The following is a 17,335-nucleotide window of genomic DNA, read 5'->3' as shown; positions in this document are numbered from 1 at the left end:
CATATTTGTTTTTGTAGAACTTTAATACGCGCACTATTTAAATGAACTTTAGTTTTCTGTCCCCTGTTTCAGATGCTGTTTTGGCTCATAACGAACTCCTACCGGAGCAAGCACTTGGCAAAAAATTAAAAATTCATTCTGCTCAAAATGGCATTCCAGACCTTGATGATGTGCAATTGGCAATCATTGGTGTCCTGGAAAACAGAAATGACCTTAATTACATAGGAGAAGAATTTCAACTGAATACGATTAGACAAGCCTTTTATGGTTTGTATCCGGGAAGCTGGAATACCACCATTGCCGATCTTGGTGATATCCAGAAAGGAGAAACGGTAGAAGACACTTACTTTGCTTTAAAAACGGCAGTAAGTATATTATTGAAGAAATCCATTATACCTATAATTATAGGAGGATCTCAAGATCTTACTTATGCCAACTATCGCGCATACGATGTGGTAACTCCCATGGTAAATATTGTAAATGTAGATTCGCGCTTTGATCTTGGCGACTCCAACAAACCTATTAAAAACAATAGTTTTGTGGGGAAGATTATTTTGGACAAACCTTATAATCTATTTAATTACGCCACCATTGGATACCAAACCTATTTTAATGCACAGGAGGAGATCGATCTTATGGATAACCTGTATTTTGAATCCTATCGTTTGGGTGAAGTTTCAAAGGACATCACCATTGTTGAACCTGTGCTAAGAGATGCTAATATTGTGAGTATCGATTTGAATTCGGTTAAAAGTGCTGAGGTAAGTTCCAATCAAAAATTTTCACCAAACGGATTAAACGGACGAGAAATATGTGCGATAGCGCGTTATGCAGGTATAAGTAATAAGGTAACTTCGTTTGGAATTTATGAATACAAGGCTTCAAAAGATGATGATATGACGGCAATGTTGATCGGGCAAATGCTGTGGTATTTTATTGAAGGTGTAAATTTCAGGGTGAAAGATGATGATTTTTCAGATGATAGGAGTTATCAAAAGTTTATCACACTGGTTGACGATCAGGAGCTTATATTTTATAAGAGTAATAAAACTGGCCGCTGGTGGATTGAAATTCCTTTTTTATCGGAGGTCAATAATAAATTAAAAAGACACACGTTATTACCTTGCATGCATCAAGATTATCTGGATGCCTGTAATAATAAGGTTCCTGAGCGCTGGTATAAGGCAATTCAGAAGAATAGTTTATAGCTTTTGAGTTCTATGAAAAGACGCTTTTAATCGGTGAAATGCTTAATTTTTACGATGAAATGTCATTTTTTTAGATAAAAAGTTGTTTTTTCGGAAATATATAAATATGTTTACGCTCTCAAATTTAAAACTTAACTAATTAACCTCGAGTTTTCTATGGATATGAAGAAGTTTATATTATTAACAACTGTATTAACACTACTTATGAGTTGTGGCTCTAAAGACAAGGGAGAACTTGTCGGTGTTAAAGGGAAGAAATGGCACCCTGAAAAACCTTATGGTATGGAACTGATACCTGGCGGTTCATTCATTATGGGTAAGGCAGACGACGACCTTGCCGGAATTCATGACGCCCCATCAAAAACAGTTACCGTAAGAGCCTTTTATATGGACGAGACCGAAATTACAAACAGCGAGTACCGCCAGTTTGTAAATTGGGTTAGAGATTCCATAATTAGAACCAAATTAGCTATCCTTGCTGACGAGGTTGGAAAAACACCTGATGATGGAGGTATTGGTGAATATGCATTTAAAGATGCAGATACCGCTAATATGTCTGTTTACGAAAAGTATATGTTTGAAAACTATACGGGTTTAGGTCCAACGGGATACGAAGGAAGAAAATTAAATCACGATGTTGATCTCGTTTTTGACACAGCTGATTATCCAGATGAATACTATACCGAAGTTATGGATACTATGCATTTGCCATTGGATGAATCATATAATGGTCAACGTACCTGGGATGTGAAAAAATTCAAATTTCAGTACAATTATATGGACATTCAGGAAGCAGCCAGACATAGAGGTATAGCTCGTAAAGATGTACTTAAGAAAGAAGAAATCGAGGTTTATCCAGATACTACTGTATGGATCAGAGACTTTGCTTACTCCTACAATGAACCAATGCACAATGATTATTTTTGGCATGATGCCTATAGTGATTATCCTGTGGTTGGAGTAACCTGGAAACAGGCTAAAGCATTTTGTGAGTGGCGAACTATCAATAAAAACTCGTATCAGAAATCTAAGAAAGGAGCGGCCCTTGTGAATCGATTCAGATTACCTTCTGAAGCGGAATGGGAGTATGCTGCCCGTGGCGGTCTTGAAGCTGCAACCTACCCTTGGGGTGGTCCTTACACGAAAAGTGATAGAGGTTGTTTTATGGCAAACTTTAAACCAGTTCGTGGAGATTATGCGGCAGACCAGGCACTTTACACTGTAGAAGCTAAATCTTATGAGCCAAATGATTATAACCTTTATAATATGGCCGGTAACGTAGCGGAATGGGTGAATGCTTCATACGATCCTAGTTCTTACGATTACACTTCAACAATAAATCCAAATCTTAACGATTCGGAAAATACACGTAAAGTTGTTCGTGGTGGATCGTGGAAAGATGTTGCTTACTTCTTACAGGTGAGTACACGGGATTACGAATATGCTGATTCAGCACGAAGCTACATCGGTTTCAGAACCGTTCAGGATTACATGGGGACAAAAGTAACCAAGGACGGACAATAAAATTAAACAAGAAAATTTATCAAATCAATTATTATACTATTAACCTACTAAGTAATTTACTTACTTAATTAAAAACCAAAATTATGGCACAGTCAAAAGTAAACAAGAAGTTCATGAATATGGCTTACGGATTAGGAGCAGCAATCGTAATCGTAGGTGCATTATTTAAAATTACACACTTTGAATTCGGACCAATCTCCGGTAACGTCATGTTAACCATTGGTCTTGTAACTGAAGCAATCATTTTCGCCCTATCGGCATTCGAACCTGTAAGTGAGGATCTGGATTGGTCTTTAGTTTACCCTGAATTAGCTGGTGGACAAGGAAATAAAAAAGAAAAGAAAGAATCTGCAGAAGGCTTGTTATCTAAAAAATTAGATGATTTATTAAAAGAAGCTAAAATTGATGGCGAACTTATTGCAAGTTTAGGAGACAGCATCAAAAATTTTGAAGGCGCTGCTAAGAACATGTCATCTACTGTTGATTCTATCGAAGCTTCCAAAAAGTACGGTGAAGAATTATCGTTAGCCGCTGCTCAAATGGAATCTTTGAACAGCCTATACAAAGTTCAATTAGAAAGCATCAATAAGCAGGCTACGATCAATGAGGAGTCTATTGAAAATGCTGCTAAATTGAAAGAACAAATGCAATCTTTAGCGTCTAACCTTTCATCATTAAATGGTGTATATGGCGGTATGTTATCTGCAATGAGCAAATAATTAGGAGTTAATCCCAAATTAATTAACCAAAAACCTAATTAGAAATGGCAGGAAATAATTTATCACCAAGACAGAAGATGATTAATCTGATGTATTTGATCTTCATCGCGATGTTAGCATTGAATATGTCTAAAGAAGTGCTTTCAGCCTTCGGATTAATGAACGAAAAGCTTAGCGAATCCAATCAGGCAGCAACCGCTCGTAACGATGCGTTTATGGCCAGCTTGGAAACAAAAGCAAGCGATCAACCAGAGAAGTACGTGCCTTTAAAATCGAAGGCTGACTCAATCCACGATTTAGCTACTAATTTCAATACTTATCTTCAGGAACTGAAGGGTAAAATGACCTCTACGGTAGATGACCCTACCGATTATGAGATCATGGATAAAGGAGATTATCTGGATGAACACTTCTTTAAGGGCGACAAACTTAAACCTGAGGGTGAAGAGTTTTTAAAGCAAATGAAAACCTTTAGAGAAGGTGTAACTGAGATCCTTAAGGACGATCCTGGTATGCAAAATATTGTAAAGGACGTTCAGGAAAAATTCAGTACTGAAAAAGAAACCAATAGAGATGGTATCAAGATCGATTGGTTGGATTATAATTACAAAGGATTTCCATTAGTGGCGTCATTAACCAAAATGACACAATTACAAGCAGATGTTAAAACAACTGAATCAGAAGTGTTATCATCGATGCTACAAGGAACCCTTTCTCAACAGGTGTCTATGACCAACTATACAACCTTGATGGAAACTTCAAAATCTGCATACTTTAACGGTGAGCAGTTTGATGGACAGATCGTATTAGGTCGTACTGATAATACTACCGTACCAAAACGCGTAGAATTGAAATTAGACGGAAGAGAACTTAAAGAAGATCAATACGAAATCAAAGATGGTAAGGTGCAACTTAAGGTTGGTACCGGAGGTGTTGGAGAACACACCATTGAAGGTAAATTGGTTTTCGGTGAAGAAGGTGAAGAAGTAGAAGTTCCTGTAAAACAATCGTTCGCTACTGTAGCGAAACCAAATGCAGCAACAATTTCTGCGGATAAGATGAACGTAGTTTATCGTGGTGTTAAAAACCCAATGACCATTTCATTCGCCGGTATTCCTGATAACAAAGTAAATGCCAGTGCGCAAGGTTTAAGTAGAGCCGGAGGAAGTAAATATGTCATGGACGCGACTAATGTAAAAGGACGTGAAGTAACTATTAATGTTACCGGTACTTTGCCTGACGGACAACGTGTAAGCGATAGAGCAACTTTCAGAATCAAAGACTTACCAAAACCAACTGGTACGGTAAGAGGTGAAGATGGTGCTATCAAGATGCAACGTAACAGTTTAGAGATCTCTACTGTAGGTGCTAAGTTTGACGATTTCGATTTCGAATTACCATTACGTGTAACCGGATTCAAATTTAAAGTACCAGGTCAGCCAACTATCGATGTAAATGGTAGTAAACTGGATGATAGAGCTAAATCTGCGTTGCGTAAAGCAAAACGTGGTTCGGATGTAACTATCTTTGATATTGAAGCAAAAGCAACCGGTGTTAGTGTGATCCTTAAAAAGGTATCACCGATCATCATCGAGCTTACAAACTAATAGATCATTTTATTAGTGTAGAAACACAAGAACATCCATGATTTATGGACAGGAAATCATGGATGTTATACCGAAATTTAATCGGTAAAAGTTTAAATAATAAATATAAGCACATGAAACTCAGAAATTTTTTATTAACCCTTTCAACTGTATTTACAGTGTCTGCGATGTTTGGTCAGGCCAACATCCTTAACGCTAAGAGTCCTCAAGAAATTGGGGTGAGAACAGCGGCGCAAATTGCTGTTGATAACGATAAACCATTAGAATATGGTTATGTAGACGATAGGGACATCTTATATTCTAAAATGGTTTGGGAAAAAATTGTTTTAGATGAGCGCGCTAACTTCCCGTTGTATTATCCTATTGATACTAACAATATTGGAAGTAACAGACGTTCGTTATATGATGTGCTTATGAAGAATATCAAAAACGGAAGAATCAAAAATATTTATGACGATTCTTACTTTAACGGTAAACGTACGTTGAAAGATATCGAATACGCCCTTGTAAAAACGGATACTACGGAGCTTGGTATTGAACAATTGAACGCCGGCGAAGAATTATCTCCTGAATACATTGACAGACGAGAATTAACAGCTGCTGATATTAAAGAATACCGCATTAAAGGACTTTGGTATTTTGATAAACGTCAAGCAGAATTGAAATATCGTTTATTAGCTATAGCTCCCGTGGCACCTGATGTGAATTTTATTGATTCTGATCAACCTGACTTAGTGCCTTTATTCTGGATATTTTTTCCGGATGCCAGAGAGGTGCTGCATGAAGCTAAAGCATTCAATACTGAAAACAGTTCGATGCCTTTCTCTTTTGACCATCTTTTGAATTCCAGACGTTTTCAATCGTATATTTATAAAGAAGAAAATACCCAAGGCGATCGTGCTATCAATGAATATGTTTCAGACAATGCGCTAATGCAATTATTAGAGTCTGAGCGCATAAAAGATAAAATAAGAGATTTTGAATTAGATATGTGGACATACTAATTCGTAACCTGACCTTATTATTAGAGACGCCCGTGGAAACATGGGCGTTTTTTATTGATATTCTGAGTATCTTCGCACTATATGAACGTTGATTATATCATAGTAGGAATCGGTTTGGCCGGCATTAGTTTTTGTGAGCAGTTAAAGGCTCATAATAAAAGCTTTTTAGTGTTCGATAACGCTTCACAACAATCTTCATTAGTAGCTGGAGGCTTGTATAACCCTGTAGTTCTCAAACGTTTTACACCGGTCTGGAAAAGCCAGGAACAATTACCCTTGGCCCTCAAGCAATATGCAGAACTTGAAGCTTCTTTAGGCGTAAAATTAGATTATAAAATTCCTGTATATCGGAAATTTGCCTCGGTAGAAGAGCAAAACGATTGGTTTACGGCCTCAGATAAAACAGGACTTTCGGATTACATGTCTACCAACCTCATTAAAAATAAAAATCCTCATATTAAAGCTCCATATGGTTTTGGTGAGGTTTTAAAATCTGGACGGATAGATGTAAACACTTTAGTTATTTCATATAAGAATCATCTTCTAAAAAAGGGGTTACTTTTTGAAGAAAACTTTTCCTATGAAGCGTTGAAAACAGAAGGTGCTTCATTGAAATACAAGAATATTTCTGCAAAGTATATTGTTTTCGCTGAAGGTTTCGGTTTTAAGAAGAATCCGTTCTTTGGAAAATTACCAATTTCGGGAACCAAAGGAGAGCTTTTAACTATCAATGCTCCGGAACTAAAGCTCAATGCGGTTATAAAATCCGGCGTTTTTTTAATTCCTGTTGGAAATGATAACTACATTGTTGGTGCAACATACAATTGGAATGATAAAACCCATGAGGTTTCCGAAGCTGCCAGAAAATTTCTTTTAGAAAAATTAGATACGCTTATGAGTTGTTCATACAAGATTATCGACCAGGTAGCAGGAATACGCCCAACGGTAAAAGATCGCAGGCCTCTGGTAGGTGAGCATCACCTTTTAAAAAGCCATTATATTTTAAATGGATTGGGAACTCGAGGTGTTATGATCGGGCCTTATGTGGCTGAAAAATTATTTCAATGTATTGAAAACAAGGTTCCGTTAGAAAAAGAGATTGATTGTAACCGTTTTGATTATTAGCGTTTATTTTTTTGCTGCATCAGGATTGTAATTCACAAAAAAGTTGATCCATATATTTCTTGAAAGCCTCAGTATTATTGGCATGAACACGATTAGGGTTCCGATTATAGAAACAAAGATCATATTAATCCCTGCATTGAAAACGAAAAAAGAAATAACAAAAGCTGCAACGGCAAAGGCGATCCCCACCGCATAACTTACATACATGGCTCCGTAAAAAAAGGAGGGTTCCATTTTATATTTCAAACCACAATGGCTACAAGTGTCGTGCATGTTAAGAGCTTCCGATAACACATACGGATTTTTGTTTTCGAACATAGATTCTTCCTGACATCTTGGACAAGTTCCGGTTAAAATACTATACAGTTTCGTTCCTTTTTTAAACATAATATTTGTGTATTTTTGCAGTCGCAATTTCGGTGTAAAAGTAAATTTTTCCGTGCAAAGCTTGCGTAATTAAAGTTACAATTCTATGATGAACATTCATAATTTATCGATTTCCTTCCAGGGCGAATTCCTTTTTGAAGATATAACTTTCAAATTGGGACCAGGCGACCGTGTAGGTTTAATTGGTAAAAATGGCGCCGGAAAATCAACCTTACTAAAAATTCTCTCCCGAGAATTGGAACCTGATTCAGGACAAATAGCTACGGATAAAGCACTTAAAATTGGATTTTTAAAGCAAGATATCGATTTTCAATTTGGTCGTACCGTTTTAGAGGAATCCTACGAGGCCTTTACTGAAATTAAAGCATTGGAATCCAAGATGGAACAGGTGAATACTGAAATGGCTGAACGTACTGATTATGAAAGCGACGGTTATCATCAACTCATGGTAGATATTAATGAGCTCCAACATCAGTATGAAATTATTGGAGGTTATAACTATGAAGGTGATACGGAGAAAATTTTACAAGGGTTAGGTTTTACCAGAGAAGATTTTAGTAAACTCACCGACACCTTTTCAGGTGGGTGGCGTATGCGTATTGAGTTAGCCAAGCTTCTGCTTCAAAATAATGATATTCTTTTACTTGATGAGCCTACAAACCATTTAGATATTGAATCTATAATTTGGTTAGAAGGATTTTTGAAAAATTATCCGGGAGCAGTGGTGATCGTTTCGCATGATAAGATGTTTTTAGATCACGTAACAAATCGTACAATAGAAATTTCATTAGGCAGAATTTACGATTATCCAAAACCTTACACGGAATTTTTGGTGCTGCGAGAGGAACTTAGAGAACAACAATTGGCTTCTCAAAAAAATCAACAAAAACAAATTGAACATACTGAAAAGCTTATTGAAAAATTCAGGGCGAAAGCCTCAAAAGCCACTATGGCACAATCGCTTATAAAAAAGCTTGATCGCATGGATCGGATTGAGGTGGATGAAGATGATAATAGTGTAATGACTTTGAATTTTCCGATTTCGGTTACACCCGGTAAAGTGGTTATTGAGGCAGAACATGTTGCAAAAAGCTACGGTGATAATGAGGTTTTGAGGAATGTCAACCTGTTAATTGAACGCGATAGTAAAACGGCGTTTGTAGGTCAAAATGGTCAGGGTAAATCTACCTTGGCAAAAATTATTGTAGGAGAGATAAAGCATCAGGGTCATTTAAAATTAGGACACAATGTACAGATCGGATATTTTGCTCAAAATCAAGCCGAATATTTAGATGGAAATAAAACTGTTTTAGATACCATGATCGATGCTGCTAATGAAACCAACAGAACGAAAGTTCGAGACATTTTGGGCGCTTTTTTATTTCGGGGAGAAGAGGTTGAAAAATACGTTAAAGTATTATCCGGTGGCGAACGTAATCGTTTGGCCCTTGCAAAATTAATGTTGCAGCCCTTTAATGTTTTGGTTATGGATGAGCCTACGAATCATTTGGATATAAAATCTAAAAATGTTTTGAAGGATGCTTTAAAACGTTTTGAAGGCACATTGATATTGGTATCTCACGACAGGGATTTTCTTCAAGGTTTAACCAATAAGATTTATGAGTTTAAAGACCATAAGATCAAGGAATATTTAGGCGATATTGATTATTATCTGGAAGCACGAGCCGTGGCTAATTTACGTGAAGTAGAGAAGAAAACAGTTGAAAAAAAAGAAAAACCAAAGCCTAAAAATCATCAATCTTACGAAGATCAGAAAAAATTAAAATCTCTGAACAATAAGTTAAGTAATTTAGAATCAAAAATTCATCAATTAGAAACTGATATAGAAGCGATAGATCAATCCTTAGAGCATAATTATGAGGAAGTTACATCGCAACCTCATTTTTTTGATAACTACCAACAAAAAAAGTCCAAACTTCAGGACTTGATGGGGCAGTGGGAAGCGGTTCAAATAGAGATTGAGCAGTTCACCGATTAGCAAATGTTAAAATTTTTCACCTTTCATCGATAAAAATAGCATTTAATCTAGGTTTGTAATAGATTTGATATCAGATAACTATAACTATTGAAAAAGATGAAAGCCCTAAAATTACTTATCTTAAGCTTACTCCTAACAAGTTATTCGTTTGCAGAAGTAGGACAAACTGAGAAAGACGCATTAATAGCAATTTACAGTAGCACAAACGGAGCTTCATGGAATGCTACATGGAATTTAGATCGTCCGGTTAAAACCTGGCACGGTATTAAGTTGGAGAATGATCACGTAGTAGAATTGAATCTTCAGTTTAACAATTTGCAAGGGACGTTACCAGCAGAAATTGGCAACCTGGTGTATCTAAAAAAGATTAACTTAGGTTTTAATAAATTAGAAGGAACGATTCCTGGCACCATCAAAAATCTCGAAAATCTTACAAATCTTGAATTGTTCATGAACCGTTTCGAAGGATCTATTCCTACCGAAATTGGTCAATTAAAACATTTAGAAGTATTGAAATTATACAGTAACAAATTCTCAGGGGAGTTTCCACAATCTTTATTAGGGTTAACGAACTTAAGAGAATTATTACTAGGAAGTAATTATTTAACAGGAAGCATTCCTCAAGATATTAACAAATTGTCTAAGCTTGAAAAATTAAGTTTGATGGACAATAAGTTAACGGGTCAAATCCCACAAGAAATCGCCCAACTACCAAATTTGGAAGAGTTAGTATTATCTACTAACCGATTAACCGGCAATGTACCTTTGGCTTTGGCAAATATGCCACGTCTAAGTACCTTAATGGTTGGCGATAATTTGTTGAATCAAGATCCAACAAGTGTTGCTAATGGCGACCAAACAGGTTTTGTTGAACTACAATTCCAGGCCTCAACAGCTACTATGGATATTGAGAAGGAGTAGTTGAAAATTTAAAGGTTATAAATTTTAGTTTGAAAAGACGGCTTTAAAGCTGTCTTTTTTTATTTTTAGGTGTTATGTACGAACACTTTTTTACTTGCCCTTATTGTTGGGAACAGATCTCTATGTTAATAGATACTTCAGTAAGGAGGCAATCCTACATTGAAGATTGTGAAGTTTGTTGCAATCCAATTCAAATTAGTGCTGAGTTTGAATCGGGTAATCTCATGGAATTTGACGCCGATAGTATTGAGCAATAATTTTTTGAAAATTCCTATTGTAGAAACTAAAAAGGATTGTATATTTGCTGTCCAATATCGCGGGATAGAGCAGTAGGTAGCTCGTCGGGCTCATAACCCGAAGGTCACTGGTTCGAGTCCAGTTCCCGCTACTGAGCAAGACTCAAGTTCATTTTGAACTTGAGTCTTTTGTTTTTTACCAGTGTAATTGGCTTTAAATGAGTTTGTTAGCTCAAAAATCATATTAACTTTACTGGTTCGACATTGCTTATTTTTTAATGAAAAATGAAATCCTTCTGGGAATACAATATTTTGGAATACTCTTTTGTCATTGTAATTTAATGATTTGTAGAATTCACGAGGGTTTTCAGCGATTTTAAGGAACTTTTTCAACAATTTTTGGTGGTTCGACTTTTTTGTTGGCAAGTTTTCAAGTTGTTTCCTTTTTAGGTCAATTTGTTTTTTAAGTTTTAATCCGTGTTTGGTATAAATACCTTCTGAAATTTTACCCAATGCGTAGCGATATTCTATCTCGTCATAATCCTTTTTTAAGCTGTTTATTTCTGTTTTAATTAATCTTTTATTTTCACTTAGATTGGACATTTCATATGCAATAATTTTTTCTAATTGTTTTGAGAATAATTTATGAAAGGTTTTCGAAAACTTAAATGAATTGATTGTTTCTGCAAATTGTTGATTTAAACCAGCATTAATGGATCTTGACCGCGTATTTGCGTTGGCCGTTTTATTACATTTTCCGCATTTGTAATAATAGATTCCCTTTCTCTTATTATAATAGGATGTCATATTATTATTGCAGTCAGCACATACTAAAAATTTAGGAACTAAAGGTGTTTGAGTTTTACCATTTATTTTAGGAATGCCAATTTGGTTTGAATTGGTTGATCTGTCTTGTAATATTTTAAATTCTTTCAAGGAAATTATAGGTTCCCAGTGACCTTTAATTTTTTTATCAGGAACTAAGCTATTGGTGAAATAACCGGTGTAGAAAAGCTTGCTCCACATGGCGTTTAAGCTTTGCTTGGAAATTCTGAAACCTTTCATTGACAACCAATCTAGTATTTCTCTGTCGGTGTAATTTTCGTAAAGCTTAAGCTTAAAGGCTTCTTTTAGCACAAGCCCCTCCGCATTGAGCTTTATCTCTTGTTTTGCCTGTACTTTAGAAGGATCCGTTACTCGTGGCCCAAAATGGTCGTAACCTCTTGGAGCACGTCCTAAAAACGTTCCTTTTTCTATGGCATCCTTCATTCCTGGGATAATAACATCCTGTCGGCTGAAATTCTCTCTTTGAGCATGAAGTAATTGTAATGAAAATTCGTTTTCGTCGCGATCGCTGAACGTGTTGTGGTTGGTACTGACAGAATAAAGAAAAACATTGTATTGCCTTCTTAAACTAACAAACAGTTCAATGTGTTCAGCTCCGGCTCGTCCAAAACGACTGGGGGACCAAATCAGAATTATTTTAGGGCGATTTTTTGAAGGCGTATTTTTAATTGCGTTTATCAGTTCGTTTAAGGTTTTTTGAGTGTTAATTCTTTTCGAACTTTCGTATTCAGCATCGAATTCTTTCGCAATAATAAGGTTGTGAGTTTCTGCGAATGACTTTATACGCTTAACCTGGGATCGTATACTACCGTTGTTCAAAAATTGTTCTTTCGAAGAAACTCTGGTGTAGGACCACACGATGCTTCCCTGGAAATCAATTATTGTATGTCTATTTTTCAAAATTATTTATTTAATGTTATCGTAAAACAGTTTTGTAAATTGGTAGATATTCATTGCAAACTCATCAGTATTTATTTTATTTAGGTCTATTTGGGATTCTTTCAGACATTCAATAATTTCCTTTTTATCGAGCGGCTGATTTTCTTGTAGTTCCTGTTTTGATTTTCGGCCCATTCCTTGTCAGGATTAAAACGGGCTGTTTTTGCAGGTACCGGTTGTATTCTACATGTATCATTTATTTCTTCATTAAAGTTAATTTATAATTATCCTGAGAGCGTATTTCAATCAATAGTTTTGAACCTTTGGCAATTTTATTTTCTAAAATATATCTCGATAGCTGTTCTCTGGTTTTATGCTGTTCTGTAATGGTAATTGGTTTGATGTGTTCGTCTTCAAAGGCTAGATAAACTACCTTAGGTTTTTTAAAGGCCACTATATCTCTTACCTGTCTTTCGGTATGATTTAAATAAGGCAAATCCTTTTTTGTATTATAGAAATCTACGCTAAGAACTTTGCCTATTATGGGTATAATAGGAAAACAGATCAAAGGATTTTCAAGATAAGTGGTACCAAGTTTTAGAATTAAATCTTCGTCTCTCATATGGAATTCATGCGTATTCGTCTCAGGTACATAAAGCATAGAGTGGGGAAGCTTTTCTCTTAAAATAGCAGATTTAATCAAATCAGTAAAAGGGTTAATAATGGTTCTGAAATAATGCTCCATAATTAATTCATCCTTCAAATAGCTATTTAACAAATCCCTTATCTCCTCTGAAGAAATTGATTTATTCTCAATATAGTGTTTAAAAACATTATCAGCATATCTTTGTTTTCTGGGTTTTTCCCATACTGACTTGGCTAATTTTTTTAATTTTTTAACTGATACCCCAAAAGATAATAATTCTTTAACAATACACACCCAAACGGCTTGCGCTAAATTTAATCGAATCCACTTTTTTTTATCGTCTTCTAAAATTTCTGATAATATTTCCTTCTCTTTTGATGGTTTTTTGTCAGAGTCTAATTTTTCAACAAAAGGAATAATTTTATTATCAACCCAATAATTTATTTGTCTTGAAGTTATTCCCAATTGGGCAGGGCTAATATCACGCTGGTCATATACAAGATTACCTAAGCTTATGATTTCTGTTTTATTCATTTGTTTCAATACTAAATTAGACAACTAATATAAGCTAAAAATTTTATATATTAGCTATGGCGTAAAAATTAAAATAAAATACGACATGCCTACAAAAAATTTTTTTAAACAATAATTTTATTATTAAAAATAATTATTTGGAATTAGGTTAACCGAATCTCCAAAAACAGAAATCAAAGAAGTTTAAAAAAAATAACAACTTAGTATATGAAATATCAATTTGAAAACGACCCACCGCCAAGATTAATTCCAAAAAGGAAATGTGCATGTGGTTGTGGTAATAACTTTCAACCAAGGCGAAGAGATCAAATATATATAAACAAGCAGCACGCTGACGATTACCATAACCGAAAAAAGCAATTGGTCAAGAAAGTTGATGACGAAATTTTAAGAAGGAATGACCGGATACTTGAAAAACTTTTTCATTCAGGTACTCTTAACCCTGGATTTACCCAGGCTTATTTAGAATTATTTTTTTTGCAACTGAAAATAAAAGGATTCGATCATGAAATAAATGTTGTTGAAGAAAATGAGAATGGAGAAAATTGTTATTACACCTACAATCATTACTATCAAATTTACAAGCTCCCAAATTCTGAAATCGAAATGGTAAGAATATTTAAGCGATAAATAAACTAGAGCTAATTATTTTAAAAAATAATTAGCTATTTCAATATTTTTTGATGTAAACTCGAGATCTATTTTTACAAATAGGATTTCATAATACCTAAAAAAATTGTAAACGTTGTAAGACAACGTTGAACGTCGTAAAACGACGTTTTCTTTCGTTTTACTATTACTAACGAGAGTATAAATTTTTTTCTGAGTTTATTGTACGTTTTCAGTTTCAATCAAAAACTTGAATAGGCTACTGTGACATCTAATTGTAAACACGGCAACGGCGAGAGCGATATGTCTGAACTTAAATTTGGTTTCACATTCTGCTAATCAATTCTTTTGCTTTGTCCAGGGTATAAGCACCATCTACTTCTTTTTTATCAAAAATCATAAAGTACGCAAAGTCGTTCCCTGCTTGCTTTTCCCACTCATTCCCCAAACGGCATTTGGCAGCACTATCTGTATTGTCTAAATGATCTCCCTTTGTTTCAACTAATATTGTCCTTCCTGATTTGGTTTGCATAATAAAGTCGGGGTAGTGGTTAGCTTTAAATCCGTTAATGAAAAATCCCTTTCCACGTTCTAAATTTCTATGCCAAAACTCAATGTTTGAGGACGTCCCGAGTTCCATGGCAACGCGCTCCTCAAAATTGTTCATTGAACCTTCCTTTTCATAAAGTGAATTACCTATTGAAGATCCTGTATTACCGGGCACGATCTCTTTACTTAATTTCCAATTTCCTTTTGTATTTATTCGTTTCGACTTGATTAAATCCATAAATCGATTTTCTGCATAAGCATCTGCCAATTGTCGGATCTTAATTTTGATTTTGTCTGTATAGCTCCATTTTCGAACCAAAATATCCCTCAATTGCTCCGTGTTCATACTGTTTAATACACGACTTATGTAAACCTTTATTTCCTGGTCTGGAATGGGGTACATATTTCCGATAATTTGCATCAACTGATGCGTTATGTCCGTTATTTGATTTTCTTTTGGTTTGGCCAAAATATATTCTGCAATAGGATCTTTCACCAGCTCGTCTTCAATTTTTGTAAATGACGGCCTGAAATCATTTTTCTTGGCTTCTTCCAGGTCAATTTTATACAAGTCGGAAGAGATTTTGTCGAAGTCGATTTTGATGTCCTCGTCTGATAATCTGAAGTCTTTCAGCAAAGACTCTCTGTTCAACAGTTCTTCATCTGTTCCAAAAATATCGCTTACCGTTACTTTTATGAAGAACTGCGGGAAATTAATTTTATCTATAAATTCTTTATAGGCTTCTTTAAACCTGTAGCGTTTTACTTTGTTACCCATTTCTTGAAACATATTTTCGTCAACAGGTTGCTGTTCCTGTGCTTTTATTTGGTCTTCTAATTGGCGGTTTTGCTCTTCTGCAATGGTTTCAATTTCATCAACAACCGTTGTGCTTTTCGGTTCATCATCAATTTCATTTGGATCAAAAGTCACGCGGTTTCTATCAATATTTTCGTCCTCTTCAATTTCCGGCTGTTGTTCTGGGAAGAGGAAGGATTCAACGGGATCAGGAGTAACTGTTTTCTTTTCGTCTTCTGTCATTTTATCCACTTTACGATAATCCTTCTCGCTAAAGCCTGATTCCTGTAAACCTTTTACGATGCTTTGTAGTGTTTCATTGAATTTGGCGGAAGCTGTTAAAACATAAGATAAATTTAGCTGAAAGGAATTATGCTTTTGAACGTAAGGCTGGCGTAATACACGACCTAAAATTTGTTCAACATCTACCGCGCTTGATTTGTCTGCAAGCGACGCTAAGATATAAGCAAAAGGACAATCCCATCCTTCTTTTAAAGCATTGATGGTAATAATATATCGTACTTCGCATTCGTTACTCATTAAATCAATGCCTTTCAATTCATCAATGTTAGCCGTTTTAATTTTGATTTGATTTTCGGGAATCCCCAGGCTTAACAATTGTTCTTTCAGTTTTTCGAAAGTTGTGTTATCTTGTTTGGTTTTGGGTTGTGCCTGAAAAAGCACTATGGGTCTGATATATTTACCACCTGCGACTTCTTGCTTTTTGGCAAGATTTTCCAATTTTCGTTGTAAATGTAAAGCGTTGTTAATGACTTCCGTTTTATCGTGATTGTTGTAGACGATCACCGGAAGTTTTACCATATGTTCTTTTTTTAATTCAATGGCAGGAATAAGGCTCACAATGTTGCTGTTATCTTTTGGTGTAGCAGTTAAATCCAGAATAAATGACGGGTTTAAATTTCTGAGCATATCTACACTCAAATCACTTTCGGCATTATGACTTTCATCCACTACCAAAACAGGATTAAGATAGCGCAAAACATTGATTAATGCGGTATCGTCTACACCATCTAAAATATGTTCGTCGTCTTTGAATTGGGATACAAATCCTTCCAACTGGCCGTTCTCCTGATAAACCTTACGGTCATCCTTATTTCGTGCCCTAAGGCTGGCAAAACTCATTACAAAAATGCTCAACTGATCCTTAACAACGGTTGGATTAAAGTTTGATCCTTGCAACAAATCTTCTTTTTGATAGACTTCAACTCTATGATTAAATAAGGCATTGAGTTTTTGCCTGTAAGGATGTTCAGGATTAGAAAGTGCATCAACAGTTTGTTGCAATAAGTTGCTCCAAGGCACTAACCAAATTACTGCTTTTGGTTTACTGGAATCGTAAGCTTTGAAAATTGAATGTAAAGCATTTACAGCAATAAAGGTTTTTCCTCCAGCCGTTGGCACCTTTACACAGACATGAGCCGCATTAGGAATGTTATTTTTATAAGGTTGCATTCCGGTACCATCTAGGGGATTGTATGGACCGATTTTATCTTCCCAATATTGATTGAAGGCTTTTCCTAAATCTTTTTGCTCCTGAACGTAGCTCAAGTATTCTTCGAGATTTGTTATTACCTTTTGCTGATAGCTTTTTAATTCCATGTTTCTACTAGTTTAATGTGCACAACTTTCGCCAGATCTTTATGCATATATTCCTATCATGCACAATATTCTACATTTGTTTGTAGATGTTTTTGAAACATACACAAGAAATCGCGGTTTCTTGTG

15 protein-coding genes and 1 tRNA gene are annotated in these 17,335 nt (G+C 35.4%); 11 read left to right on the top strand and 5 right to left on the bottom strand.

The features are described 5' to 3' along the window. Positions 1–41 precede the first annotated feature (41 nt). The 6 genes from ABD682_RS00570 to ABD682_RS00545 all read left to right on the top strand — a co-directional run bounded on the left by ABD682_RS00570 (position 42) and on the right by ABD682_RS00545 (position 7,187). Positions 42–1,208 (top strand): formimidoylglutamase, encoded by a 1,167-nt coding sequence (locus tag ABD682_RS00570; protein ID WP_344737871.1) that lies wholly within the window; start codon positions 42–44, stop codon positions 1,206–1,208. 162 nt (positions 1,209–1,370) lie between these two features. Next, a complete protein-coding gene (gene porK / locus ABD682_RS00565) occupies positions 1,371–2,732 on the top strand; it encodes a T9SS ring complex lipoprotein PorK/GldK (RefSeq protein WP_344737869.1) in 1,362 nt (453 codons plus the stop codon). Between the two features lie 83 nt (positions 2,733–2,815). Then, a complete protein-coding gene (porL, locus tag ABD682_RS00560) occupies positions 2,816–3,451 on the top strand; it encodes a type IX secretion system motor protein PorL/GldL (protein ID WP_344737867.1) in 636 nt (211 codons plus the stop codon). A gap of 44 nt (positions 3,452–3,495) precedes the next feature. After that, the gene (gene porM / locus ABD682_RS00555) at positions 3,496–5,058 is read left to right on the top strand and encodes a type IX secretion system motor protein PorM/GldM (RefSeq protein WP_344737865.1); all 1,563 of its coding nucleotides are present in this window, start codon (positions 3,496–3,498) and stop codon (positions 5,056–5,058) included. Positions 5,059–5,171: 113 nt separating this feature from the next. After that, positions 5,172–6,062, top strand: a complete 891-nt coding sequence (porN, locus tag ABD682_RS00550) for a type IX secretion system ring subunit PorN/GldN (RefSeq protein ID WP_344737863.1) — start codon at positions 5,172–5,174, stop codon at positions 6,060–6,062. 81 nt (positions 6,063–6,143) lie between these two features. After that, complete coding sequence (locus ABD682_RS00545; RefSeq protein ID WP_344737861.1) at positions 6,144–7,187, top strand: NAD(P)/FAD-dependent oxidoreductase; 1,044 nt, start codon at positions 6,144–6,146, stop codon at positions 7,185–7,187. Positions 7,188–7,190: 3 nt separating this feature from the next. Here ABD682_RS00545 and ABD682_RS00540 read toward each other — a convergent pair whose 3' ends face one another. Continuing rightward, positions 7,191–7,574, bottom strand: a complete 384-nt coding sequence (locus ABD682_RS00540) for a DUF983 domain-containing protein (protein WP_344737859.1) — start codon at positions 7,572–7,574, stop codon at positions 7,191–7,193. A gap of 85 nt (positions 7,575–7,659) precedes the next feature. Between ABD682_RS00540 and ABD682_RS00535 the strand changes: the two genes are divergently transcribed. The 4 genes from ABD682_RS00535 to ABD682_RS00520 all read left to right on the top strand — a co-directional run bounded on the left by ABD682_RS00535 (position 7,660) and on the right by ABD682_RS00520 (position 10,882). After that, on the top strand, positions 7,660–9,573 hold the full coding sequence (locus ABD682_RS00535) for an ABC-F family ATP-binding cassette domain-containing protein (protein WP_344737857.1): 1,914 nt from the start codon (positions 7,660–7,662) through the stop codon (positions 9,571–9,573). 96 nt (positions 9,574–9,669) lie between these two features. After that, entirely contained in the window at positions 9,670–10,494 is an 825-nt protein-coding gene (locus ABD682_RS00530; RefSeq protein ID WP_344737855.1) for a leucine-rich repeat domain-containing protein, read from the top strand. A gap of 74 nt (positions 10,495–10,568) precedes the next feature. Then, positions 10,569–10,751: a CPXCG motif-containing cysteine-rich protein gene (locus ABD682_RS00525; protein WP_344737853.1), complete on the top strand. Its 183-nt coding sequence runs from the start codon at positions 10,569–10,571 to the stop codon at positions 10,749–10,751. Positions 10,752–10,809: 58 nt separating this feature from the next. Continuing rightward, positions 10,810–10,882, top strand: a tRNA-Met gene (locus ABD682_RS00520). Here the strand turns inward: ABD682_RS00520 and ABD682_RS14695 are convergent. From ABD682_RS14695 to ABD682_RS00510, 3 genes are all read right to left on the bottom strand, one after another. Next, positions 10,842–12,434, bottom strand: coding sequence for a recombinase family protein (locus ABD682_RS14695; protein WP_395360904.1), 1,593 nt, complete (start codon positions 12,432–12,434; stop codon positions 10,842–10,844). The genes ABD682_RS00520 and ABD682_RS14695 overlap by 41 nt on opposite strands. Before the next feature lie 48 nt (positions 12,435–12,482). Further along, a complete protein-coding gene (locus tag ABD682_RS00515; RefSeq protein ID WP_344737851.1) occupies positions 12,483–12,650 on the bottom strand; it encodes a hypothetical protein in 168 nt (55 codons plus the stop codon). 61 nt (positions 12,651–12,711) lie between these two features. Continuing rightward, positions 12,712–13,635 carry a hypothetical protein gene (locus ABD682_RS00510; protein ID WP_344737849.1) on the bottom strand — a complete coding sequence of 308 codons (924 nt, stop codon included), beginning with the start codon at positions 13,633–13,635 and terminating at the stop codon, positions 12,712–12,714. 207 nt (positions 13,636–13,842) lie between these two features. On the opposite strand from ABD682_RS00510, the gene ABD682_RS00505 reads away from it, so the two are divergent. Further along, entirely contained in the window at positions 13,843–14,265 is a 423-nt protein-coding gene (locus tag ABD682_RS00505) for a hypothetical protein (protein ID WP_344737847.1), read from the top strand. Between the two features lie 304 nt (positions 14,266–14,569). Here ABD682_RS00505 and ABD682_RS00500 read toward each other — a convergent pair whose 3' ends face one another. Next, positions 14,570–17,209 (bottom strand): DEAD/DEAH box helicase, encoded by a 2,640-nt coding sequence (locus ABD682_RS00500; protein WP_344737845.1) that lies wholly within the window; start codon positions 17,207–17,209, stop codon positions 14,570–14,572. Positions 17,210–17,335: the final 126 nt, after the last annotated feature.

The organism is Gaetbulibacter aestuarii, assembly GCF_039537665.1.
Taxonomy (GTDB): Bacteria; Bacteroidota; Bacteroidia; order Flavobacteriales; family Flavobacteriaceae; genus Gaetbulibacter_A; species Gaetbulibacter_A aestuarii.
The sequence above is the reverse complement of the archived record's forward strand: the minus strand, read 5'-3'. Positions and strand labels throughout refer to the sequence as shown.